We start from the raw sequence: 22,118 nt of genomic DNA, 5'->3' as shown, positions 1-22,118 counted from the left end.
CCCGGGCGCCTCAGATCCCCGCGCCGCGGTCAGAAGCCGAGGCCGGCGACGGCGGCCTGGAACGCGTCGCCGTGGGACCGCATCGTGGCCGCCTGGTCGCGCAGCGCCGCAGTGTGGCCGCGCACCGCCGCCGGGTCGACCGAGAAGCCATGACCGCCCGTGGGTGCGTCGCCGCCCGCGTTGCCCCAGTCGAGGCCCGACATCGCCGCCTCCACCTTCGCGAACAGGGGTTTCGCTCCGGCCTCGACGACCTTGCCGATCACGTGCTGCTCGAGGTCCATCACCAGGGACTTGACCACGCGCTCCGCACCTTCGACGATCAGCGGCACCGCGGCCTCGGCGAGACCCGCGGTGGCCACGGCGGCCGCCTGGTCAGCCACGAACGCGGCGGCCATCCCGACCAGAATGCCGATGGCCTCCAGCTTCTGCGCCACGATGTACCCGGCGGCCGCGTCCAGAGCGTCCGCAACCACGTGACAGGCGTCGACGAGTTCATGAACGTGACCGGCGGACATTCGCGACCAGCCCGAGTTCATCACCTCGGTCGAGCTGCCCTGATGCGCCTCGGCGATCCGGGAAACGGTGTCGGTCGCCTCCCGGTGGGTGTTCTCCACCGCCTGCGCGAACTCGCGGACCACCTTGGCGAACCGGAGGACCGCGTCCTCGTCGACGTATGGCCACGGCACCCCGATGACGTTCAGGAAGTTCACCACCGGCATCGGGAGATCGTCGACCGCCACCGAGGTTCTCCTTACCGGTCGGCTTCGTCCAGCGCGGCAAGAGCCGCTGGGCGGATGTCAGCCGGCTTGCTGTCGAGGTACTCCGGCCAGGTCCGCCGCCGCACCGATCCGCCGAACACCTCGATGAAGCCGCTCTCGGTGGTGAAGAGGCCGCCGCGCTCGAAGAACAGCAGTAGCGGTTCGTACGGGTCCTCCCCGCCGTCCGGCCGTGCGCCGGCGTCGAGGACAGCCGCCCAATGCAGGGCCGCCCGGCAGGTCACGGCCACCGCCGGCCAGCCGACCTGGGTGCGGATCAACTCATCCAGGCGTGCGGTCAAGTCCTCGGGCACCAGCACGCCCGGTGCCACCTGTTCGGCGATGTCGTAGAAGGGCCACGACTCGGGCGCGCCGAACTGCTGAGCCCACCAGGCGGAGCGCCGCAGGAACTCGCGCATCAGGCGCATGCGCGCACTGCGGTGATCGAACGCCGCATCGTCCTTCCAATTCACCGCCATCAGCCGGGCGAGCGTCGCCTCCGAGCGGGTCATGTTCACAGGCCGAGTCCTCTCCGCGCGGCGTCGACGACGCCGTCGATATTTGACAGGTCCGGAGCGATGGGCTCTTCCGGCGAGCCTAGGCCCAGAGCCTTCCAATGCCTGGTCGAGCCGGTCACCGAATGGGGTGCGGCCTCGTGTGCCCCGAAGTGCTGCGGATTGAACACGATGTCGCCGTCGTCATCCCACGATTCGGGGTCAGCCGAGCGGTAGGGCAGACCGGACTCCATCAGCCGGCTCTCCACGTATTCGTGCGACATCAGGGCCCGGAACTCGGTCGCCTCGGCCTCGCTCAGCGTGCCCTTCCCCGCCTTGCCCCAAAGATCGGCCAGGTGCTCGTCGGCGGTGAAGTTGCCGCGTTCGATCCGGCCGGGGCCGACCGGGATGTCGTGCTCGCTCATGAACAAGTGGTTCTTGACCTGTGCGATGACGCCCTCCTCGATCCCGGTGTTCCGGGCGATCGACGAGACGTCGCCGGTGCTCGCGCGGATGGCCGCGTAGGCGTCGGCGGCCTCTTGAGTGGGCGATCGGACATACCGTGCTCCGGACCAGCCACCCGCAGCCGGGTCGCGCCCGAGGTTCTTGAACGATTCCGCGACCCGGGAGTCACTGTCGAGCAGGCTCCGCAGATTCGACTCCTCGATTTCCGCGGTCTTCTCCGTGATTCGGGCAACCGAATGCGCGATGTTGCCCGCCGCCCTCGCCGCGTCGGCCGCGAGGCCTCTGAAGACCGCCGCGAGCCCCCCGTCACCCATAGCCTGTGGAACCGCCTCCGGTCGACCCATCCGCGCCGTCGAATCCCTACGGCAATCACCCTAGTTAAATGGCGCAATTCTGCTGATCACTACCGCTGGCGGCGTTGCCGCAGGCTTCCATCGCGCACCAGCGGCCGCCGCCGTTGCGGGACGTGTCGTAGAAGCCCACCGGCAGTCGTCCGCGGCGCACAACTTCAGCCGGCTCCAGCCGCGGCCGGCCACGCTCTCGGCCACCGTCTCGACGATCGTGTCCAGGCCGGCCACGCCGCCGGTGGCCCCGATGCGCAGCCCACCGGACGGGCCCGGCGCCAGCCGCAAGGCGAAGCCGGCGAGTGTCTGTGCGATCTTCCCCCGTCGGTGCCGTCGGTCAGCGCGTCCCGCAGGGCGGTGCGGAGGGCGACGGTGGTGGCCAGGTCGGAGGAGTGCAACTGTTGGCCCACGGTGACCAGGCCATGCGTCTCGAGCCAGGCGGACAGGGTGACGCGTTTCCGCCCGTGCCAGGTGAAGGTTCTTTCGTCGAGGGTGTTGAGGAACTGCTCGACCACGGTCAAGTCACGACACCACCAGAGCGGCGACACCGTCACAGCTTTTGGCGGTGTCGATTACTCCGAAGACGGTTGAGTCCTTCACCCCGCACGCGACCACCGCCGAGATCGAGGACCTGCGCGCCCGCCTGCGGGCCACCCGCTGGCCCGACGTGCCTGAGGACGCCGGATGGTCGCTCGGCACCGACGCCGCGATCCCCGCCCGAGCAGCTGACCCGCCGCGTGGAGGTGCCGTCCGGCTTCTCCCGGTTCCCCGGCGACTTCCTGCCACCGCCGCGAGCGTGGCTGGACCGCACGGCGCGCGTCACCCGCCTGAACGAGCCCGCCCGAGGCGGCCCCTTCGCCCCCTTCGAAGAGCCCGACCTGTACGCGACCGAACTCCCCTGCCGCGCTGGCCGTGGCGTGGGCCGTCAGCTGACTTCCTCGGCTATGCGGAGCGGCTCTTCGGCGGCGGCCAGGGGCGGGCGGAGCAGGAGGCGTACGCGCTTGACCGCCGAGTGGAGGCCGGCCAGCAGGAAGCCGAGGGCGATGCCCAAGGCGGCGCCCAGGACCGGGGAGTTGGCGAAGGCCGCGCCGCCCAGCCGGCCCAGGCCGAGCGAGTAGGCCGCCCACAGGACGCTCGACACCGCGCTGGCCAGGTAGAACGGGCGTAGCGCCAGCCGGACCGAACCGGCCGTCAGGGTGCTGGCGGTGCGGCCGTACGGGATGAAGCGGGCGATCACGATGGCGGCGGCGCCCTGCCGGAGGAGGGTCCGCTCGGCCGTCTCCTTCGCCCGGGCCAGCTTGCCGTTCCTGAGCTGGGGGCCGGCCTTGCTTCCGACGTAGTAGGAGAATCGGTCGCCGGCCATGCCGCCCGCGGCGGCCGACACGGCCAGCGGGACCAGGTGGGGTGAGCCGGTCGTCGAGAGGGCGGCGAGGCCGATGATGATGGCCTCGGACATGGCGACCGGGACGAAGCCGTCGACCGCCACCAGCAGAAAGATGATGACGTAGAGCCACGGGGACGAGATCAGTGGCATCAGGTAGTGCAGCATCCGGTGACCTCTCGTCCGTTCGGCGCCCTATCTTGCAGGCCCGGCCGGGACGGAGTTGCCCCTCGCATCCCCGGTGAGATCAAAACCACCCGTGGCGTATCGGTCTTGAGCTGTTTCGTGCTACATCGAAGTAGAGCAAGCGGGGATTCGTCGCCATTGGACGGACGCGTGCGACCGCCCGACGGCACGGGAGGGACGACGATGTACTCACAGGGCATCTCGGTCAATGTTGTCGGAGGCGGGATCGGCGGTTTGAGCGCGACATTGTCGCTGCTGGCCGCCGGCCTCGACGTTCACCTGTACGAGCGGGCGCCCGCGCTGGGCGAGATCGGCGCCGGGGTCCAGATAAGCCCGAACGCGTCGCGTGTTCTGCACCGCCTGGGTCTGGCCGAGGCGCTCGCCCGGACTGCGGTGAGACCGCTGGCGCTGCACCAGCGTCGCTGGAATGACGGCCGCACCCTGCAGCGCGCGCCTCTGGCCGGGCCGGTCGAAGCCAGGTTCGGATTCCCGTACTACCACATGCATCGGGCGGACCTGATCGCCGCGCTGGCCGGGGCGATTCCGGCCGAGCGGATCCATCTCGGGCACCGGCTGGCCGGGTTCACCGACACCGGCGACGGGGTGCGGGCGCAGTTCGCCAACGGCGTCGGCGCCGAGTCCGACGTGCTGGTCGGCGCGGACGGCATCCACTCCCTCGTGCGGGCCGGACTTTTCGGCGCCCAGAGTCCCCGGTTCACCGGTTGTGTCGCCTATCGCGGGCTGGTCCCGGAAAGCCGGCTGCGTGACCTGTCGATCGAGGTGACCATGCAGGCGTGGCTCGGCCCGGGACGGCATTTCGTGAACTATTTCGTCGGCGGAGGGCAGCTGGTCAACTTCGTCGCGGTCATTGAGCAGGACAGCTGGACCCGGGAGTCCTGGACCGACCGCGGCGACCCGGCCGACGTGCTGGCCGCGTTCGACGGCTGGCACCCGCAGGTGCGCGGGGTCCTGGAGGCCGCCGACGAGGCGTTCATCTGGGCGTTGTTCGACCGCGCGCCGCTGGATCATTGGTCGCGGGGCCGGGTGACCCTGCTCGGCGACTCCTGCCACGCGATGTTGCCGTTCATGGCCCAGGGGGCCGCGCAGGCCATCGAGGACGGAGCGACGCTGGCCGCCTGTCTTGCCGCGGCGGGGCCGGATCCGGCCGTCGCGCTGCACCGGTACGAGACGCTGCGTCTCCGGCGAGCGACCCGCCTGCAGGCCATGTCGGCGGATAACAAGAGGCGCTTCCACCTGCCCGACGGCCCGGCACAACGCGAACGCGACGAGCAGCTGGCCGCCGGGTCCACCGGCTGGTCGTTCGACGCCATCGCCTGGCTCTACGACCACGACGCCGCGATGGCCACCGCCGGCCGGCCCGGATGAGGTGTGACCGCTAGCTGGTCGTCATCGTCACTTCTCCGGTCCGGCGCAGCTTCTGCCAATGCAGCAGCCGGCCGGTGAGAGCGGTCCCGGTCGACTGGAGCAGGACGAGGTACATCACCTGCCGGTAGGCGAACTGCTGCAGCGGCAAGGCCCACAGCGGACGCAGCCGCTCACGGTCCAGCCGGAAGGCGAGGACCGCGGTGACCGTCTGCACGAGCATGATCGCCAGCCAGCCGAGGAGCGTCTCCCACCGGTTGAGGAAGATGGCGCTGTACGCGGCGACGACGTCCATGAACGGGGCGAGAAGCGGCAGCACCACGGTGAAGGCGACGATGAACGGCAGTCCCCGCCGGCCGAAGCGACCGGACGGCCCCGGTTCGACGATCGCGTGGCGGTGCTTCCACATCGCCTGCATCGTGCCGTAGCTCCAGCGGTAGCGCTGCGACCACAGTTGCGCCACGGTCGAGGGCGCTTCGGTGCGGGCGCGGGCGGAATCCTGGAAGACGACCCGCCAGCCGGCCCGGTGGATCGCCATCGTCAGGTCGGTGTCCTCGGCGATGGTCTCGGTGCTCAGGCCGCCGACGTCCCGCAGCGCCGCGCGGCGGAAGGCGCCGAGCGCGCCCGGGATCGTGGGGATGCAGCCGAACGCGTCGTACATGCGGCGGTCCAGGTTGAAGCCGATCACGTACTCGATGTGCTGCCACCGGCCGATGAGCGTACGCCGGTTGCCGACCTTGACGTTGCCGGCGACCGCCCCGATCGACGGGTCGGCGAACGGCTGCACCAGCCGGTGGACCGAGTCCGGTTCGACGACGGTGTCCGCGTCCACCATGACGACCAGGTCGAAGCGCGAGAGCGCGGTGCCCGCGTTCAACGCGCTCGCCTTGCCACCCGGGGGAACCCGGACCACCCGGACGTTGGGCAGGTGGAGCGCCTCGACGATCTCGGCGGTGCCGTCGGTCGAGGCGTCGTCGACCACGATCACCTCGGTCTGGTGGTAACGCGACGTGGCGAGGGAGGTGACGGCCGCGCCGATGGTTTCGGCCTCGTTGTACGCGGGCACGACGATCGACACCGGGCCGGTGACCGGCGGCCCCCACGACCTTTTTCGTCGCCGCCGAGCGTGGCCGAGCGCGACGAAGAACATCAGGAACGTCCGCGCGAGCGTCAGCGCACCGACGATGATCAGGGTCAGCCACAGCACGTTCCAGGTGCCGTCGGCGGCCTGGACGGTCCAGACGAGCGCACGCCCGCTCCAGCGGTCGCCGGCGCGTACGGGATGGTTGCCCGGAACCTCGCCGCCGAGAGCGGCGGAGACGGTTTTGAAGTGATAGCCGCGTTGCTGCAACCGGGGGATGAGCTGGTCGAGTGCGGCGACCGTCTCGGCCCGGTCGCCGCCGGCGTCGTGCATCAGCACGATCGCGCCCGCGGTGCCCTCCGGGGTGGCGCCCTTGACGATGTTCGCGACCCCCGGCCGGGCCCAGTCCCGGCTGTCGAGGTCGTTGAGGACGGTGACGTAGCCCCGGCGGGACGCGTCCTGAATCGTGTTCCAACCGTCCTGGTCGATCGCGTCGGGCACCGACGAGTACGGCGGGCGCAGTAGCGACGTCGACTCGCCGGTCGCATAGACGAGCGCCTTCTGCGTCTGGGAGAACTCCAGGTTCCGCTGCCAGCCGGCGATATCGGCCAGTTCCGGATGGGTGAACGTGTGGGCGCCGATCTCGTTGCCGTCCGTGGCCACCTGACGGGCCAGGCCGGGGTGCCGGGCCACCTGGGAGCCGATCATGAAGAACGTCGCGTGGACGTCGTATTTGCGGAGCACCGCCAGGATCCTCGGCGTCCAGGTCGGATCCGGTCCGTCGTCGAAGGTCAGCGCGATCGTGGCGGCGGGCAGTCGATGGGCATGGGGCTGCCCGCCGCGCGGGTCGAGCACCGGGCCGCCCTCGCGGACCGCGGCCGGCACGCGGTCGTCGGCCGCGTCCGACTCCTTCAACCCGTCCGAGCCGTGCCCCTGGCTCGTGTAGGCCTTCACCAGCAGCACGATGACCAGCAGCGCGATCAGCGCGACCAGCACCAGGATCCGCAGCGTCGAACGCCGGCGGCGCACCGCCGGGATCTGCCCGGACGGCATCTCCGGCTCCGAGGCCGCATCGCCGTGCTGGGCGCTGTGGTAGACGGTCATCGCCGGCACCCGGCCGGTGCCGCCGCGCTGGCCGCCGCGCTGGCCGCCGGCGGGCACGGACCCTCGGCCGGTGGCCGGGACGTACCGCCCAGCTGGCTCCACGCCACCACGGCCAAGGTCACGACCAGAAGCACCCCGAGCAGGTACGCGAGCCAGCGCAGACGGCGCCGGCGGACCCCGCTGGAATCGACGAACACCGGCTGGGGCAGGTCGGCCCCGGCCGGCCGGAGCAACTCGGTGTGCGAGCGTTCCATCGGCACCGCCTTGCCGATCGCCTGGCCCACCTTCGCCTTGCCGGCGGGCCGGGCCGGGCGTGCGGCGACGGAGGGAGGGACGTCCCGGCGCGGGACGGCAGCCCGGCCGACGATTCGCGGCTTGCGCACACCATCGAAGTTAGAGGATGCGCGGAGGGCCCGCATGATCCAGAACGTCGATGGGTATCAACGAACCGTCCCCATCCGCAAAGGAGCCCGGACGATTCGCCGTCACCAGCGAGGATTCCCCGTCGTCGTCGCGTTGACGATGGTGATTTCGGGATGCTCGGCCGGTGGCGACCGGCCGTGGCCGGACCCGGCGACCGGTGCCGGCGACGTGAGCTTGTCGCCGGATCAGCGTCGCGTCGCCCACGAGATGGTCAACGTCTTCGAGTACAGCAGCGTCAGCGCCCGCTACGACGCGTGCGGCGATCTCGGCGACGGCCGGGGCCTCACCTGCGGCGAGATCGGCTTCACCACCAGCAGCACCGAAGTGCGTGATGTGGTGGCCGCGTACACCGAACGGGCGCCCGGCAGTCCGCTCGCCCGGCACCTGCCGCGGCTGCGCGACCTCGCCGACCGCGGCTCAGCCAGCACGTCAGGTCTGGAAGGCTTCGCCGCGGACTGGGCGCACGCCGCCGGCGACCCCCGATTCCGGGGCGTCCAGGACGCCGTCGCCGACCGGCTCACGTACGACCCGGCCATCGCGATGGCGCGCCGGCTCGGCATCCGTACGCCGCTCGGGGTGGCGATCCTCTTCGACACCGCGGTGCAGCACGGGACCTCGGACGATCCGGACGGCCTGCCGGCGCTGGTCGCCCGGGCCGGCGCCCAGGCCCATGGCACTCCGGCCGGCGGCGTCGCCGAGAAGACCTGGCTGCTGGCGTTCCTCGACGTGCGGCGGGCCGACCTGCGCAACCCGCACGACGAAGACAGTCAGGACGTGTGGGCCCAGTCCGTCGACCGGGTGGACGCGCTGCACGGCCTGGTCGAAGGCGACGAAGCCCGGCTGGACGCGCCGGTCACGCTGGAAGTCGACGGCGAAGACTACGAGCTGCGGTGACCGGTCCACCGCCCGGGGCCACCCAGCGGCTCTCCGCTTCCTCGACCACCATGGAGCTCGCGTCCATGGCGTTCCGGTACGCCACGTGCCGGCCGCGGCCACCCCGTTTCGCCTGGTACATGGCGATGTCGGCGCGCCGGATCAGCTCCTGCTCGTCGAGTCCGACCTGCCGGCTCGAAGCGACCCCGACGCTGGCGCCCACCTCGGCGCGGCCGCCGGGCACGGGGAACGGCCGGGCGATCTCCTCGATGATCCGGTCAGCGACCACCGCCGCGTCCTGCTCGGACGTCTCGCGCAGAGCGAGCGCGAATTCGTCGCCGCCCAGCCGGCCGGCCAGGTCGCCGTGCCTGATCGTCCGCAGCATGAGCTGCCCCACCTGACTCAGGAGCGCATCCCCGGCGGCATGCCCGAGCGTGTCGTTCACGGCCTTGAAGCGGTCGAGGTCGATGAACAGCAGCGTGACCTGGCCCTGGCCGCCGTCCTCCACCAGCAGTTCCCGGAGGCGTGTGGTGAACAGCGCGCGGTTGGCCAGCCCGGTCACCGTGTCGTGCATGGCGTTGTTGATCTCGCGTTGCGTCTTGGCGTCGGTGAGCGCCAGGCTGATGTGCTCGGCGAAGGAGAGAAGGTTGTCGCGCTCGGCATCGGTGCGGCGGCGTTCCGCGGAAACGGTGAGAACGCCCACCGTACGGCCGTGCTCGTGCACAGGCGCCGCCATGGACCATCCCGGCCGGCCGTCGGCGCGCGCATCGAGCTCGTGAACCCGGTCGGCCCGGATGGCACCGGCCGACAGTTCATCGTCGGCGATCGAGATCCGCGATTCGCCCTCGACGTGCTGCAGCAGCTCACCGGCCTGGCAGGCCAGGACGGCCGAGCCGGTGTCGTGAGCATCGATCAGCCAGAGCTGGATCCGCCCGGTCCCGTTGGCGAGGACGTCCAGAGCGGCGGCGACGGTCATTCCCAGGACGTCGGGCAACGGAACCCGCCGGGAAATGGCCCGCTGCAGCGTGTACAGGTGCTGCATCACCCGCTGCCGGCGGCGTTCGGCGTCCAGGGTGCGCAGCATCCGCAGCGTCAGACCGAGAACCCGGGCCATGCCCCGGATCAGATTGCGCTCCGCCACCGAGAAGGCCTGCTCGCGCCGGGCGAGCACGAGAATGCCCTCCCCGGCGGCCCCGAGATGCGCCGATCCGACATGGCACAAGCCGACCGCGGACAGGTCCAGTGTCTGGCCCGCCCCCGGTGAGACGGCCGCGAGCGCGTCGTAGCCGGTGGAGCCCCGCGGCAGCCCGACCGCCTGCACGACGGTGCCGTCCAGGACGACGGCACCGATCTCGGCTTCCAGTGTCTCGGCCGCCCGCTCCACCGCGGCCCGGACGGCGCTCTCCTCGTCGTCGCTGGATGACACAACGGCCAGCAGTTCGACAAGCTGCTGAGCGGCAAGTCCCTCGCCGAACACGACCGGTGCCTCCCTCCTCGACGATCATCCCGGCCGCGGCGCGGGACGGCTCAGCCCAAAGCCATGACCACCATGGTCTGGTTGTGAAAGCCGTTGATGCCTTTGGTACGAGCGATCTCGCCGTAGGTGTAGAAGCCCGCGAACGGGACCCCGTGCGCCTGTTCGGCGATGCGGGCACCCTCCTTCGCGATGCCGTCGTCTCCCAGCACGGCCCGGCAGGCGGCACAGCTGAACGTCAGCAGTCCCACCGGGCTGCGGTCGCCGAGCTGGTCGATCGCCGACCGGCAGGCCTCGGCCGACGCGTTCAGCACCGAATCCTCATCGCCTTCCATGGCCCAGGTCAGGCCACCGAGCGACAGGTCGCCGCCACCGCCGATCGAGCGGCCGTCGACATCCACCTCGGTGCTCATGTTGCGCACCTCGATCCCGCTGCGCCGCTGTACGCCAAGGGGGCGGCTGAGCGCGAACTGCTGCAACTCGGAGCGGTCGCGGTAGACCGTCTCGGGAGCGCCAAGGCGGTTCAGGTAGGCGTCCAGCGCGGGCTCGTCGTCAAGCTCGTGCACCCGGCCTTCGCTGCTCGAGGTGACCACCATCGGCTCGCCGGTCGGGCGCCAGCCGTGGCTGATGCCGATGCCGATGGGCGCCACCGACGAGATGCAGGCGGCCACGACGGCGTTGCTGAAGGTCTGCGGGCCGTGCAACTGGAAGGTTCCGGTCATCCGCCACCCGTCGCCGGCCGCCCCACCGAAAAGAGGGACACCGGCCCCCAGTACGCCGTAGGCACCCCGAAGGACCAGCTCCTGATCTCGTGCCAGGCCGTCGGTAAGCAGCACCAGCGCCCGGTGCGGGAACTCGTCCACCGCCTTCGCGACCTCGGCGACCTCGGCGCCGGCCTCCCGCTGGCGACCGCTGATCTCGGCGATCGCGGCGGTGGACACCGAGAAACCCGCCCCGCCCAGCGCGGTGACGACGACACTGCCGTCCCGGGGACCGTCCGGGTGGATCTCGCCGTGGGTGGAACAGCCGATCATCGGCACGCCGGGCGCCGCCGCCTCGATCCCCGCCGCCAGCCGTGCGGGATCATGCCCGATCGCCGCGAAAACCAGCAGCAACTTGGGATCTTCGCCGGTGATGGCCTGGGCCGCGGCTTCTTGCCCGGCTTGGTAGGAATCCCCGAGAACGGAATTACCTACCGACATCCACCGGGTGCTGTCCTCGTGCACGGTCATGTGCCCTCCGTATGACGCCGGGGGATCGGTTCCGGTCCGAGCAGCTCATCGGCCGAAGGCGGCCACACCTTAACGATCTCGCGGAGGGCTCCCCGGCACGTTTTAGACTGTCGGCGAATTGCTCGGCGCTACTTCGCCCCTTGGACCAGGTGATCGCGTTGTGGATGGAACTGGCCGCGGAGGCTTATCCGGAGGCGCGTTTCGCCGCGCCGGCGCCGGGCCCGGCGATCGACGACATCGAGTGCCGGCTTGGCCAACGGGTGCCCTCCGACCTGCGCGAACTGCTGCTGGAGACCGACGGGGTGTTGGGTGAGTTCTCACTCGACGCGGTGTGGACAGCGGGACGCATTGCCCATGACAACGCGTCGTTCCGGAGCAACCCCGAGTTCGCCCGGCTCTACCGGCCGTTCGACACGCTGCTTTTCTTCGGGGACAACGGTGGAGGCGACCAGTTCGCCTTCGTGCCGGCCGATCCGGGCGCTGGAGTGGTGGTGTGGGAGCACGGGACCGACCGGCGCCGCACCGTGGCCAAAAGATCTGGCGGACTACCTGCGCCGAATCCTCTCGGCCGACGGGGACGAGTGGTATTAGGCGTTAGTTGCGGCCGGGTCGCCGGTGCAAGCGCCGAGCACAATCACAAACCGTGACTGGATCGCGTTCGAACCGACATGGCCCGCGCGCTTCCGCCGACTTCGTGTCGTCGGTCAAAGCGCCCACGTAGGCGTAAGCATCGCCGGCACGCTGCACGACCCCGGCTCGGATCTGGACCGGGCGGTGCGGTGGGACACCACCGACTGGCAGGCAAGCGCCGCCGACGCTGACCGCACCCGGACCGGCCAGCAAAGGACGCGATCGCCGTGCTGGTGTCTCGCCTGATCACCTTTCAGCCTCGGCCTCGCGAGTCCGCTGGTGGTCGAGCAGGTCAGCACCTCTGCCACCCGACAAAGAAGAAGGATTTGCCACTGCGGCGGGAGAACGAGTCGGCGGACACCCTCGCCCGGGACGGCTACGACGTCGAGCAGAATCCGCCGCCGAAACCGAACGGTAAGGAGCCCGACTACAAAGATTGAGGGCTCGCCCAGCCCTCGCTTTGAGGCCTGCACCAGGCGGCCGACGAGATCTTCGCCGCCTTCCCACGCCAGGTTCTGCCCTTTGACCTCGCCGCTGCCACCGCCTATGCGGACGTGGTCGCCGGCCGCGAAAGAGACGGCAACCCGATCAGCGGATTCGACGGCCAGATCGCCGCCATCTGCCGCTCTCAAGCTGCGACCCTTGCCACCCGCAACATCAAGGACTTCATCGACACCGGCATCTCGCTCATCGATCCGTGGCAGGAGACAACCGCCTGAAGTCACCAGCCCGTTTGTCGTGCGCGCACGACAAACTCGGCTCGGCGACATCGCGGTTTGCGCAACGTGATTCGGTGGGCCGATTGGCGGACCGGTTTTCCGCATGGTGCACGGCCGGCGGTCGTTGGCGCCCCTTCCCGCTGACCGCCGCTGATAGCGTCGGCGGCTATGAAGGTCGCTGTGATCGGTGGAGGCGTCGTCGGTCTGTCGGCGACCGTCGCGTTGCTCCGGCGAGGCGCTGACGTGCGGTGTTATGAACCCGGCGAGCCGATGGGTGAGCGTTCGGCCGGGGATACCCGGATCTTTCGGCTGGCGCATGCCGACCCGGACATGGTGGCGCTGGCGGGGGAGTCCCGGGCGTTGTTCGTCAAATGGAGTGAGGAGGCCGGCGCCGCACTCATCGACGAGGTCGGCACCGTGATCAGTGGCGCTGAGGTCGGAACGTGGGCGAACGCGATGGCCGCAGCCGGCGCGGCCCACGAGATGGTGGAGGCTGGATCCCCGCTGCTGCGTCTGCCGGCGCGTAGCTTCGCCGGTCCGGCATTGATCGACCCGGCCGGCGGCATCATCCGAGTGGACCGGCTCCGAGCGTTCCTGGTCGACGCGATCGGCAACCGTCTTCTACGGGTCCACGTCGATGCCATTGAGGAGACCGGACCGGGGGTACGGGTCACGTCCGGCGCCAAGTCGAGCACTTTCGATGCCGTCGTGATCTGTGCGGGCGCGGGCACCTCCGCGCTGGCCGCCGGCGTCGGCATCGACACCCCGTCGGCGCTGGAACACCATCTGCGGGTCAGCTTCCCGGTTCGCCCCGGAGGGCCGGCACCGTTGCAGTGCTGGATCACAGAGCCGGCGGACGGCGTGCTGGGGACCTACCAGCACCTGGCCGGGCCGGGCCTCTGGGCGGTCGGCGGCGACATCGATGCGGCGCTGGTGACTTGGGAAGGTGGCCGGCAGGCCGCGGAACAGGCGTCGCTGGAGGCGGTGACCGACTATGTCGCCGAGCACCTGCCGTTCGTCGAGCCACGCCCGGCCGGCGGGATCTATTGCACGCACAATCCGGACCTCGGCGACGGCCTGCAGTTCGTGCGCAATGGCCGGGTACTCGCCATGTACGGGGAGAATCTGATGAAGTTCGCCCCGCTGCTGGGCGAAATGCTGGCCTCAGCCTGCATCGACGGGTCCATACCCTCCGACGCCGGCCCAGGCGCCGAAGGAGCGAGCTCGTGACTGGGCTCACGACCACATTCCGGCCCGCGAGGGCCGGACCGATCCGGCCGCCGCGCCAGGACAGGCAGGACACCGTGAGCGGACCGACGCTCACACGTAGTCGCACTCCGGGTTCGGCCTCGACGTCACGTCGATGATGTCGTTGAGCCTGTCCCGGGCGATGATCAGCTCGGCGATCTGGGTATTGATCCGGTCTCGCTCGGCCGCCAGCCGTTCCCGCGACTCCGGCGTGCTGACCTTGGCGTCCACGCACGGCAAGAGCTCCGCGATCGTCTTGCTGGACAGTCCCGCGCTGTACAACTGCTGAATCAGGCGTACCCGGTTGATCGCCGCGTTCCCATAGAGCCGCTGCCCGCTCTCACTGCGCGTCGAGGCCAGCAACCCCTGCTCCTCGTAGTACCGCAGCGCCCGCACGCTCACCCGCGTTCGGGTTGCCAGGTCCCCGATCCGCACAGTGACCCACCTCGCAACACTTGCCTCTGACGTCAACGTGAGGTTTTAGCGTAGCGGCATGCAGATCAACGGCACGAAAGCCCTCGTAACCGGGGCCAACCGCGGCCTCGGCAAGGCATTCGCCGAGGCCCTCCTCGCCCGTGGCGCCACCACCGTCTACGCCACCGCCCGCCGCCCCGACCGCATCGACATTCCCGGCGTGGTCCCGCTCCAGCTGGACATCACCGATCCGACGTCCATCGACGCCGCGGCGGCCGAGGTAGGTGAGCTCGACATCCTCATCAACAACGCCGGCATCTCCACCGACGCCCCGCTGCTCGGCCCCTCCACGGACAACGTCCGCCGCGAATTCGACACCAACTTCTGGGGCACCCTCAACGTCACCCGCGCCTTCGCCCCCCGACTCGCCGGGGGCGCCATCCTCAACGTCATCTCGGCGCTGAGCTGGTACGCCTTCGCCCCGGCCAGCAACGGCTACGCCGCCTCCAAAGCCGCGGAATGGTCTCTCACCAACGGCATCAGACTCGAGCTGGACGACCAGAAAACGCAGGTCACCGCCCTGGCCCTGGCTATTGCCGACACCGACATGATGGCCGCCTACGACATCCCCAAACTCCCGCCCCACGAAGTGGTCGCCATGGCCCTGGACGGCCTGGAAGCAGGCAGACTCGAAGTGATCGCTGACGCTCCGACCGCCAAGGTCAAGGCCTCCCTGTCCCGCGACCCCGCCCTCTTCTACTCCGACATTCCCGCCGCCCTCTTCGGCTGACGCCACTCACCGCTCGCCGGCTGGTGTCGTCAAACGAAACAGCCGATGCGGCAATCACCCACGACACCAGCGACCTTCATCCGCCGGCCGGTTCCCCGGTCGCGGGAACTGCGGTCGAAATCGACGTCGCTACCAGCCGGCGCGATGAAGTGGCCGACAACATCGGAGGCGCGGCCGTCCGCCGTTGGCGCCCCACCTCTGGCAGCAGGTCGGCCGGGCATAGGACGATCACCGGCGGCTGATCGCGTACGGGAAAAGCCGCAACCGGCGTCGAACCGTCAGCGGACCGCCCAGCGTCACCACCGCACCGTCGCCTCTGGGGGTCGCCCCAGGCAAATTTCATGGGCCGTGTGGTGAACTGGGTGGCGTGCAGATTCGTCCCGCAGAGTTGGCGGCGATCCGAGCCGGCGATGTCGATGTGGCGTTCCGCCGGTGGGAACGGCCTCGGCTCAAGGTCGGTACCCGAATGCGTACCGCGGTCGGACTGGTCGAGATCACGTCCGTGGACCGCGTGCCGGTCGGGTCGCTGACTGCGGCGGACGCGCGCCGGGCCGGCGCGGCGTCGCTGGCCGCGCTCCGCCGCGGATTGGACCGCGTGCACCCCGAGCGGCCGGTGTATCGGATCGGGCTACGGTACGCCGGCGTCGATCCGCGGCGTGCGCTGCGGGAGGCGGTACCCGACGCTGCGGAGATCGACGGGATCGTCGCGTGGCTCGACCGGCTCGACCGCGTCTCGCCGACGGGGCCGTGGACCCGGGCAACGCTCCTGCTGATCGACGAACTGCCGGCCACCCGGGCACCCGACCTCGCACAACGGATGGGTCGAGACACCGCGTCGTTCAAACAGAACGTACGCAAGCTGAAGGAGCGCGGCCTGACCGAATCACTCGACATCGGGTACCGGCTCTCGGCGCGCGGTGCCGCCGTGCTGGATCACGAGGGCCATCCCCGGTCGGCCCCGGATCGATCGGTACCGGAGCCGGGCATGCCGCTGCCACACCTCGGCGCTTCCGCGACCCGGGCGCTTACCGCGTACGGCGTGGTCCGGCTCGAACAAGTGGCCAGCCTCAGTGAGGGCGAGGTTCGGGCGCTGCACGGAGTCGGCCCCTACGCCCTTCGCCAATTGCGCACGGCGATGGCCGCGGCCGGGCTGGCTTTCCGCGACGACCCTGGCGCCTCGTCGCAGGCCGACACCACGGCAGAGACGCCCTGACGTTCGTCGCGAGCCGCCACCCGGGCCGGACGATCGCGCTGATTGATCGAAGAATCGGCTGCAGTCTGTCGAGCCCTGCCCGCAGCCGTTTGAGAACGGAACGAGCGCCCAAAGATCGGCGTTACACCATTTCCATTGACCCGACGTGCGGGCTATAGACCGACTTTCGAGACACCGTAGCTGGCCTGCGCGGCGGTAAATCCTTCGTACTCGAGCTGCTTGATCAGCCCGGAACGGGAGAACGAGCTGTAGTCCAAGTATTCCTTGGCCTTCTTGGCGGCCTGTTCCTTCCAGTCGGCCTTCTGCGCATCCACGCCGACGGTGGCGTCCTTGGTGGAGAAGCCTTCGTACTTCAGTTGCTTGATCAACCCAGAGCGGGAGAAGGCGGTGTAGTCCAGGTAGTCGGCTGCCTTCTCCACGGCGTTCTCCTGGGAGACGGTCAGCTTCTTGGCGGCCTTGGTGGTCGCCTGCACAGCGGCCTTGGTGGTCGTCTCCGTAGCTGCCTTGGTGGCGACGCCGGCTGCGGGCTCGGTGGTCGGTTGCTTCGTGGCCGCAGTCGTCGTCGCCGCCGTCGCCGCGGCGGCGGTGTTCTTCGTGGCGTCGTCGTGGCCCAGGGTCGCCACCGCACCGATACAACAGAGTCCGACCAGCCCGCCGACGACCGCGAGCACGATTTTTCCGGTGTTCTTCTTCGGCGGCGCGACCGGCGGCGGGAAACCCGCGTATCCGGGCGGCACCGGCTGACCGGGCACCCCGGCCGGTTGGTACCCGGCTGGCGGCGGTGACCAACCGGGCGGCGGCTGCGGGACGGGGCGGTTGGGATCGAATGGCTGCTCGTTCGAGGACGGGCCCGGGTAAGACATCATCATCCCTCCGACGGAAACGCATCTCGCGTGATGACGGACCACCGTCCGCAGTCATCGCCGCTTCAAGATTTAAGCGAATCAACAGTCGGTACGGGTGAGCCATTCGGCCACTTCCACGCTCTCGCCGGTCAGGCCTATCAGGGCTTCAGGCATCATCCACAGTCGATCGGCGACCGCCGGCAACCGTCCGCTCATCGCCCCGCTCCCTTGGCGCCCAGTGGCTGGCGGTAACACCTCGTCGACCCGGACCTCGTCGATGTCGGCGGTCCACCCCTGGGCGGCCTCCGCGAGCAGCACGGCCCGGGTCCGTACGTCGATCGCTTCCCGCGCGACCGCGTCGGCGAGCTGCGGCAGCTCCGCGATGACGTCGCAGGCGGGGACGAGCGCATGGCGACCGACGGAATCGGTGCGGTGAGCCGCCCATTGATGGACGCGGTTCGCGCACTGCCAACAACAGTCTTACGTTTGCCCAGATCAAAACTATGGGTGGGCCGAACGTTGCACCATGTGAACCGCTCGGTCCTTTGTCCGGCGCGCCCTTCCCGGGGCGTTTGGTCGGCTCACGGGTCAACGCAAACATGAGAAGGCTGGTGGCCGAGTGATGTACCCGGTCAGGCGTCAACCTTCTGGATCTGAGCGGGGGTGAGCGGCAACTGAGCAATCGTCTGGCCGTCCTCATCGGCAAATTCAACTTCATAGGCCAGGTTCGGCTTCTCGAAGACGTGCACTACCGCGCCCACCGCACCGGCCGAAAGACCCTCATCAGGCAGGTCGACCATCAACCGAACTACGTCATATAACTTCACTTCCCCTCCTTCGGGAACGAGATGGTCACCAATCGCGGAGTGGTCGATCCCACGTCCAGGATCCAAGCGGTGCGCACCTTGATGCTTCCCCCCGAACCTGCCAGCGGCACGTCGACGGCCCACCGCTGACCATACTGATCAGCGGTGCCCTTGATCGGTGCGCCGGCGCGTGCCCCCTCCCGGATCTGCTGTTCGATCCCGGCCGCGTTGCCCGCGTCCAATCCGGTAGCGCTGTGGATGACACGATATTTGTTACGCCCCACCGGGTGGTCCGGGTTCATCGCATATCCCGTGATCTTTGTCGAGTCGATCTCAACGTCGGTGAATTCGGGCAGAGTCTCAGAAACACCCTCGGTGCCCTCCTCAGCGGAACGGCTGCTCCTAATATCGTCGAATCTTCGCCCAGCGGCCGCGTCGGTCTCCGCGAGGTCCTTGCCCCCCGGCTTCGGCTTTGGCCGCAGTCGATTCGGACGTGGCAGCCATTCTGTCGGCCGCTCGTTCCATCGCCTCCGCCGCATCACGGGCGAGTGCCCGGAATGCGGCGCTGAGCTCACCCTCACCCATCAGAACCCGAGGCCGGAGACTCGGCCGGCGAACGTGGCGCCGTGCGCCCGCATCGTCGCCGCGTGAGTTCGCAGCGCGCTGACGTGCTGGGCGAGGGCGCCCGGGGTCGAGGAAGATCTCGTCAGGCGGGTCGGCTGCAGCGGCGCCTGAGCGGGACCAGTCAAGTCCCACCATGGCGTCCTCCACTTTGGCGAACAGCGGTTTCGCCGCCGCCTCGATGACCTCGCCGATAATGTGCTGCTCGAGATCCATGATCAGCGACTTCACCACACGTTCGGCGCCCGCGATGATCACAGGCAGGGCCGCCTAGGCGATGCCCGCGGTGGCAATGGCGGCCGCTTGGTCGGCGATGAACGACGCGGCCAGCCCGACCAGAACGGCAACAGCCTCGGCTTTCTGCGTGGCGACGTACCCGGCAGCGACGTCGAGGGCGCTGGCCAGCACGCGGCAACCGTTGACGATCTCGTCGACGTGGGTGGCCGACATCTTGCCCCAGCCCGACACCATTGTGTCGGTGGCCGAGCCCCGATGCAGCGGCGATCCCGGCCACGGTGCGGGTCGCGTCGTCGTGGGTCGTCTGCACGGCTTGACCGAAATCGCGAACGAACGTCGCGAACTGCAAGACGGCGTCCTCGTCGATGTATGACCAGGGCACACCGATGACGTTGAGCAGATTCACCACCGGCAACGGCAGGTCATCGATCGCCATGGATCGACCGTACTGGGTGCCACCAAGCCTCCGGCTGTCCGGTCCGGGACTGCCGAATGACCACGGTAGGCGGCATTGCCAAGGACAGGCCACGACGACGCGCACCCTCGGCGGAAGCGGCGGGACGCGTGCGAGACGAGGCGGTCGCCTAAGCAAACTACGGAGGCTTACATCCCGCGTACCGAGAAGCGCAACCCAGGACGGCCCGCGACCGACCTGCCCAGCGCCACCACCGCACCGTGGGGTCTGGGGGTCGCCCCCAGGTAAGTGGAGTGGGTCGAGCGTTGCACCATGCGAACCGGACCGCGATAATCCCCGGTCCGGCGCTATAAACCGGACTCCGGTGAACCGGTCAGAGAAGGCCTGGGGCTTCGACCGGCAATCCCTCGGCCCGGGCCACGTCGAGCATCCGTCTGTCGTAGGTGACCAGCATGTCCAGCGCATCGCCGAGAACCTGGGCGCTGGCCACGTGGATGGCGTCGAGCGTCCGGAGGGCGCCCGGCAGGTGGGCCGCAGCGTCGCGGACCTCCTCGGTCAGCAGAATTTCCGTGAAGCCGCTGACGAGGTCGCGCATGAGGTCGGGGTAGTCGCCGATACGGTCCATGGTGCGAACGGTCTCGACGAAACCAAGGGTGCTGGTAGCCATCGGCATCACGGGACGACTGGTCAAAAAATCTCGCAGTTCCTTGGCGTAGGTGCGCCGCGCGAGAAGCGTGACGAGCGCCGAGGCATCCAGATAGATCAACGATCGTCCTCGGCCCGGGACTCCAGAAGCAGATCCAACGGCGAAGCGCCGGCCGGAACGTCGTACGACGGCAACCGGTCGAGGTCGGCCGTGGTGGTGGCCTTGAGCCTGATCAGGCCTTTGGCCACCAGTGGGGAGTAGCGGCCCAACCCGCTCGCGCCAGGAAGCAGCACGGCGATGACCTTGCCGTGGCGCGTGACCTCGATCGTCTCGCCTTGCTCGACGCGGTTGAACATGGCGCTCGGGTTATAGGAGAACTCTCGGACGGAGACAGAACTCATCGGTTGCCCCTCAACGAAGTACCTACGCCCAGGAAATTGTACCTACAAAAACGATGAGGGGCCGACCGGCTGGCCGTCGTTTCCAGAGAGGCGCGTGCCATGCTCAGTGCCTATAGGCGCTCGACAACCGCGGCGGGGGCGCGGGGTGACGACCATGACGGCAAGACCCGCCGATCCGCGAACGCACGAAGCACGACCAGAGACGGCCCGCCAGCGAAACACCCGAATACGCTCTCCTGAGCAAGGTGGACTGAAGTCCACGAGACCACGATGTCTCGGCAGTGCTGCCAGCCTCAGCGCCGTAGAGGCGTCGGCCCGGTGCGGCGATGTCGAGGACCTGGTGCAGGTGCCCCGCAAGTGGCTCTTTGTCAACCATTACCGCCATGGAGGTACGCAGCCGTCCAGACCGAGTGTGGTGACTGCATTGACATCCCTCCGGCCCCTCGCTTTCGCGTTGGTAGAGCCAACCGCAACCATCGCCCTGCGGCCGACACCAACGCCGCTAAGCCGATAGGCCGCCGAAATCGACGCCCTCGCAAGCGCCTTCGACGCCAAGACCGCGACACGCGACCACCGCCCGGTGGCATTTGAGAACGATCCCGATTAAGGCAGCTGCGTGCGAGTTTGGCGCTCTCACGATCAGGCAGGACAAGGGTGCCGATGGCATCGAATTCGATCCGGCCGCAGCCTAGCTCGCCGCGCGCATCGGATCCGAGTCAACTGGCCTGCGTGCTCGCCGGCGCCACCGACCAAATGCGAGGCGATGGCGGTGAAATCCTCGCGTCAGCGAGAAGCGCAACCCGTGACGGCCCGCAGCCGACCCGCCCACCGTAACTTGGGGTTTGGGGCTCGCCCCCAGGTAAGTACGAGTGGGCCGAACGTCGCACCATGCGAACCGCTCGGCCTTCGTTTCCGGTCTGCCGATCCGCATGACCCAACGAAGGCGTGCGCGGGACGCGATATGAGACCTTCAGCTGGCGAAGACAACGCCGGGTGGAAACTCGCCTTCCTCCTGCCATGCCCGTTTGATCTTCGCTGCCACCGCGCCGGCTGCGGGGTCGAAAAGGCCGTCTTCGGCGGCGATCTGCCATGTGTGCTTGTCGATTCTGAGTGTCCGGTCGAACTGGCGATCCAGCCCGAATTCGTACCGGACCTCGTCCGCGGTCTCGGCGACCTTCCGCCCGACGACCATCATGCCCATGGTTGCCTCCAGGGTTTCGAGTAATCCTCGTACGTCGGGGCAGGGACCTGATTCTGCCAGTTGGAAACCTCGTTCGCGGCGGCGTGGGCCTGTTCGTACACGGCGCCAGAAGGGGTGTCCTAATAGCGAACTTCCGCGGACTCGTGTTCCAGCAAGGCGACGTCTTCTGGCCTGGCGTGTCCGGAGCGTAGCCGCAGCCAGGCCTCGGCCATGTCGGGGCTGGCGTCGTAGCGGCGGTGTACCACCCCGCCGTCGTAGTCGGTGAGAGGGTGTTCCTCGAAGAAGATGTGATCGCGGATCCGGCCGATCTCCTCGGCCGAGAACCCTGTTGAGCCGTCGAGCCGCCTGACATCCGGCAGATGGCTCGCGATGACGTCGGCGTCTGCATTTTGCCGGATGTGGTCGTAGGCGTCGTTAGCCCATTGATCCTGGCGCTCGTAGTCGGCTGCGTTTCGTGGCCGGCCGGAATGACCGCCGTGAACGGCGTCACCGGCATGGCCGACCGACCCGGCAGCCGAGCCAGCGCTTGCTCGTCCTGCTCGGATGACTGCCCCGATCGCCTCCTCGGCCTCTGCGACACTCGCCACGGCGTGTGGCCGCGTTGTGGGTCCATCGCCGTCGCGTTGACGACTTGAGCGTGTCTGTCAGCGCTCACGGAATTCTCCGGGGTCTGGCTCAGGTAATTCCCCAGGTGGTGGCCCTCGGGGTGTAGTTCTATCTGGTGGTTGTGGTGGTTG

At 69.0% G+C, this 22,118-nt stretch carries 29 protein-coding genes; 8 read left to right on the top strand and 21 right to left on the bottom strand.

The genetic code is table 11. The features are described 5' to 3' along the window. Nucleotides 1–29 precede the first annotated feature (29 nt). From AB0M88_RS42180 to AB0M88_RS42155, 6 genes are all read right to left on the bottom strand, one after another. Nucleotides 30–740, bottom strand: a complete 711-nt coding sequence (locus AB0M88_RS42180; RefSeq protein WP_364111881.1) for a hypothetical protein — start codon at nucleotides 738–740, stop codon at nucleotides 30–32. Between the two features lie 11 nt (nucleotides 741–751). Then, nucleotides 752–1,273, bottom strand: coding sequence for a hypothetical protein (locus tag AB0M88_RS42175; RefSeq protein ID WP_364111879.1), 522 nt, complete (start codon nucleotides 1,271–1,273; stop codon nucleotides 752–754). Further along, entirely contained in the window at nucleotides 1,270–2,028 is a 759-nt protein-coding gene (locus tag AB0M88_RS42170) for a hypothetical protein (RefSeq protein ID WP_364111877.1), read from the bottom strand. Before AB0M88_RS42170 ends, AB0M88_RS42175 begins: the two co-directional genes overlap by 4 nt. A gap of 64 nt (nucleotides 2,029–2,092) precedes the next feature. Next, nucleotides 2,093–2,197, bottom strand: coding sequence for a CGNR zinc finger domain-containing protein (locus AB0M88_RS42165; protein ID WP_364111875.1), 105 nt, complete (start codon nucleotides 2,195–2,197; stop codon nucleotides 2,093–2,095). Nucleotides 2,198–2,222: 25 nt separating this feature from the next. Then, nucleotides 2,223–2,579: a hypothetical protein gene (locus AB0M88_RS42160; protein WP_364111873.1), complete on the bottom strand. Its 357-nt coding sequence runs from the start codon at nucleotides 2,577–2,579 to the stop codon at nucleotides 2,223–2,225. A 404-nt stretch (nucleotides 2,580–2,983) separates the two neighbouring features. Then, a complete protein-coding gene (locus tag AB0M88_RS42155; protein ID WP_364111871.1) occupies nucleotides 2,984–3,607 on the bottom strand; it encodes a VTT domain-containing protein in 624 nt (207 codons plus the stop codon). 201 nt (nucleotides 3,608–3,808) lie between these two features. Between AB0M88_RS42155 and AB0M88_RS42150 the strand changes: the two genes are divergently transcribed. Continuing rightward, nucleotides 3,809–5,011 (top strand): FAD-dependent monooxygenase, encoded by a 1,203-nt coding sequence (locus AB0M88_RS42150; protein ID WP_364111869.1) that lies wholly within the window; start codon nucleotides 3,809–3,811, stop codon nucleotides 5,009–5,011. A gap of 10 nt (nucleotides 5,012–5,021) precedes the next feature. Here AB0M88_RS42150 and AB0M88_RS42145 read toward each other — a convergent pair whose 3' ends face one another. Further along, nucleotides 5,022–7,193, bottom strand: a complete 2,172-nt coding sequence (locus tag AB0M88_RS42145; RefSeq protein WP_364111867.1) for a bifunctional polysaccharide deacetylase/glycosyltransferase family 2 protein — start codon at nucleotides 7,191–7,193, stop codon at nucleotides 5,022–5,024. Continuing rightward, entirely contained in the window at nucleotides 7,190–7,576 is a 387-nt protein-coding gene (locus AB0M88_RS42140) for a hypothetical protein (protein WP_364111865.1), read from the bottom strand. Before AB0M88_RS42140 ends, AB0M88_RS42145 begins: the two co-directional genes overlap by 4 nt. A 208-nt stretch (nucleotides 7,577–7,784) precedes the next feature. Between AB0M88_RS42140 and AB0M88_RS42135 the strand changes: the two genes are divergently transcribed. Continuing rightward, entirely contained in the window at nucleotides 7,785–8,510 is a 726-nt protein-coding gene (locus AB0M88_RS42135; protein WP_364111863.1) for a chitosanase, read from the top strand. Here AB0M88_RS42135 and AB0M88_RS42130 read toward each other — a convergent pair. Continuing rightward, nucleotides 8,470–9,966, bottom strand: a complete 1,497-nt coding sequence (locus tag AB0M88_RS42130) for a sensor domain-containing diguanylate cyclase (protein ID WP_364111861.1) — start codon at nucleotides 9,964–9,966, stop codon at nucleotides 8,470–8,472. The two genes, AB0M88_RS42135 and AB0M88_RS42130, sit on opposite strands and share 41 nt — an antisense overlap. 50 nt (nucleotides 9,967–10,016) lie before the next feature. After that, a complete protein-coding gene (locus AB0M88_RS42125; protein WP_364111859.1) occupies nucleotides 10,017–11,195 on the bottom strand; it encodes an FIST N-terminal domain-containing protein in 1,179 nt (392 codons plus the stop codon). A 149-nt stretch (nucleotides 11,196–11,344) separates the two neighbouring features. On the opposite strand from AB0M88_RS42125, the gene AB0M88_RS42120 reads away from it, so the two are divergent. The 3 genes from AB0M88_RS42120 (at nucleotide 11,345) to AB0M88_RS42110 (ending at nucleotide 13,774) form a co-directional block, all read left to right on the top strand. Next, complete coding sequence (locus AB0M88_RS42120; RefSeq protein WP_364111887.1) at nucleotides 11,345–11,842, top strand: SMI1/KNR4 family protein; 498 nt, start codon at nucleotides 11,345–11,347, stop codon at nucleotides 11,840–11,842. Nucleotides 11,843–12,379: 537 nt separating this feature from the next. After that, nucleotides 12,380–12,544: a hypothetical protein gene (locus tag AB0M88_RS42115; RefSeq protein WP_364111857.1), complete on the top strand. Its 165-nt coding sequence runs from the start codon at nucleotides 12,380–12,382 to the stop codon at nucleotides 12,542–12,544. Between the two features lie 168 nt (nucleotides 12,545–12,712). Further along, the gene (locus AB0M88_RS42110; RefSeq protein WP_364111855.1) at nucleotides 12,713–13,774 is read left to right on the top strand and encodes an FAD-dependent oxidoreductase; all 1,062 of its coding nucleotides are present in this window, start codon (nucleotides 12,713–12,715) and stop codon (nucleotides 13,772–13,774) included. 90 nt (nucleotides 13,775–13,864) lie between these two features. Here the strand turns inward: AB0M88_RS42110 and AB0M88_RS42105 are convergent, their stop codons facing one another. Next, the gene (locus AB0M88_RS42105) at nucleotides 13,865–14,227 is read right to left on the bottom strand and encodes a MerR family transcriptional regulator (RefSeq protein ID WP_364111853.1); all 363 of its coding nucleotides are present in this window, start codon (nucleotides 14,225–14,227) and stop codon (nucleotides 13,865–13,867) included. A gap of 58 nt (nucleotides 14,228–14,285) precedes the next feature. Between AB0M88_RS42105 and AB0M88_RS42100 the strand changes: the two genes are divergently transcribed. Next, nucleotides 14,286–14,996 (top strand): SDR family oxidoreductase, encoded by a 711-nt coding sequence (locus AB0M88_RS42100; RefSeq protein ID WP_364111851.1) that lies wholly within the window; start codon nucleotides 14,286–14,288, stop codon nucleotides 14,994–14,996. A gap of 466 nt (nucleotides 14,997–15,462) precedes the next feature. Continuing rightward, the gene (locus AB0M88_RS42095) at nucleotides 15,463–16,209 is read left to right on the top strand and encodes a hypothetical protein (RefSeq protein ID WP_364111849.1); all 747 of its coding nucleotides are present in this window, start codon (nucleotides 15,463–15,465) and stop codon (nucleotides 16,207–16,209) included. Nucleotides 16,210–16,361: 152 nt separating this feature from the next. Here AB0M88_RS42095 and AB0M88_RS42090 read toward each other — a convergent pair whose 3' ends face one another. The 6 genes from AB0M88_RS42090 to AB0M88_RS42065 form a co-directional block, all read right to left on the bottom strand. Further along, nucleotides 16,362–16,961 carry an Ltp family lipoprotein gene (locus AB0M88_RS42090; protein ID WP_364111847.1) on the bottom strand — a complete coding sequence of 200 codons (600 nt, stop codon included), beginning with the start codon at nucleotides 16,959–16,961 and terminating at the stop codon, nucleotides 16,362–16,364. A gap of 192 nt (nucleotides 16,962–17,153) precedes the next feature. Then, entirely contained in the window at nucleotides 17,154–17,372 is a 219-nt protein-coding gene (locus AB0M88_RS42085; RefSeq protein ID WP_364111845.1) for a hypothetical protein, read from the bottom strand. 314 nt (nucleotides 17,373–17,686) lie between these two features. Next, nucleotides 17,687–17,881, bottom strand: a complete 195-nt coding sequence (locus AB0M88_RS42080; protein ID WP_364111843.1) for a DUF4926 domain-containing protein — start codon at nucleotides 17,879–17,881, stop codon at nucleotides 17,687–17,689. After that, nucleotides 17,878–18,435, bottom strand: a complete 558-nt coding sequence (locus AB0M88_RS42075; RefSeq protein WP_364111841.1) for a DUF6883 domain-containing protein — start codon at nucleotides 18,433–18,435, stop codon at nucleotides 17,878–17,880. The genes AB0M88_RS42080 and AB0M88_RS42075 overlap by 4 nt, the downstream gene beginning before the upstream one ends. A gap of 9 nt (nucleotides 18,436–18,444) precedes the next feature. After that, nucleotides 18,445–18,609 (bottom strand): hypothetical protein, encoded by a 165-nt coding sequence (locus AB0M88_RS42070; RefSeq protein WP_364111839.1) that lies wholly within the window; start codon nucleotides 18,607–18,609, stop codon nucleotides 18,445–18,447. Between the two features lie 142 nt (nucleotides 18,610–18,751). Further along, nucleotides 18,752–18,931, bottom strand: coding sequence for a hypothetical protein (locus AB0M88_RS42065; protein ID WP_364111837.1), 180 nt, complete (start codon nucleotides 18,929–18,931; stop codon nucleotides 18,752–18,754). Here AB0M88_RS42065 and AB0M88_RS42060 point away from each other — a divergent pair. Then, entirely contained in the window at nucleotides 18,921–19,091 is a 171-nt protein-coding gene (locus AB0M88_RS42060) for a hypothetical protein (protein WP_364111835.1), read from the top strand. The genes AB0M88_RS42065 and AB0M88_RS42060 overlap by 11 nt on opposite strands. A 415-nt stretch (nucleotides 19,092–19,506) precedes the next feature. Here the strand turns inward: AB0M88_RS42060 and AB0M88_RS42055 are convergent, their stop codons facing one another. The 4 genes from AB0M88_RS42055 to AB0M88_RS42040 all read right to left on the bottom strand — a co-directional run bounded on the left by AB0M88_RS42055 (nucleotide 19,507) and on the right by AB0M88_RS42040 (nucleotide 21,968). Further along, a complete protein-coding gene (locus tag AB0M88_RS42055) occupies nucleotides 19,507–19,899 on the bottom strand; it encodes a type II toxin-antitoxin system VapC family toxin (protein ID WP_364111833.1) in 393 nt (130 codons plus the stop codon). Then, on the bottom strand, nucleotides 19,896–20,180 hold the full coding sequence (locus AB0M88_RS42050; RefSeq protein ID WP_364111831.1) for a type II toxin-antitoxin system prevent-host-death family antitoxin: 285 nt from the start codon (nucleotides 20,178–20,180) through the stop codon (nucleotides 19,896–19,898). The genes AB0M88_RS42055 and AB0M88_RS42050 overlap by 4 nt, the downstream gene beginning before the upstream one ends. Before the next feature lie 970 nt (nucleotides 20,181–21,150). Next, on the bottom strand, nucleotides 21,151–21,381 hold the full coding sequence (locus AB0M88_RS42045; protein ID WP_364111829.1) for a hypothetical protein: 231 nt from the start codon (nucleotides 21,379–21,381) through the stop codon (nucleotides 21,151–21,153). Nucleotides 21,382–21,500: 119 nt separating this feature from the next. Beyond that, nucleotides 21,501–21,968 (bottom strand): hypothetical protein, encoded by a 468-nt coding sequence (locus AB0M88_RS42040; protein WP_364111827.1) that lies wholly within the window; start codon nucleotides 21,966–21,968, stop codon nucleotides 21,501–21,503. Nucleotides 21,969–22,118: the final 150 nt, after the last annotated feature.

The organism is Actinoplanes sp. NPDC051411 (assembly GCF_040682075.1).
GTDB lineage: Bacteria > Actinomycetota > Actinomycetes > Mycobacteriales > Micromonosporaceae > Actinoplanes.
The sequence above is the reverse complement of the archived record's forward strand: the minus strand, read 5'-3'. Positions and strand labels throughout refer to the sequence as shown.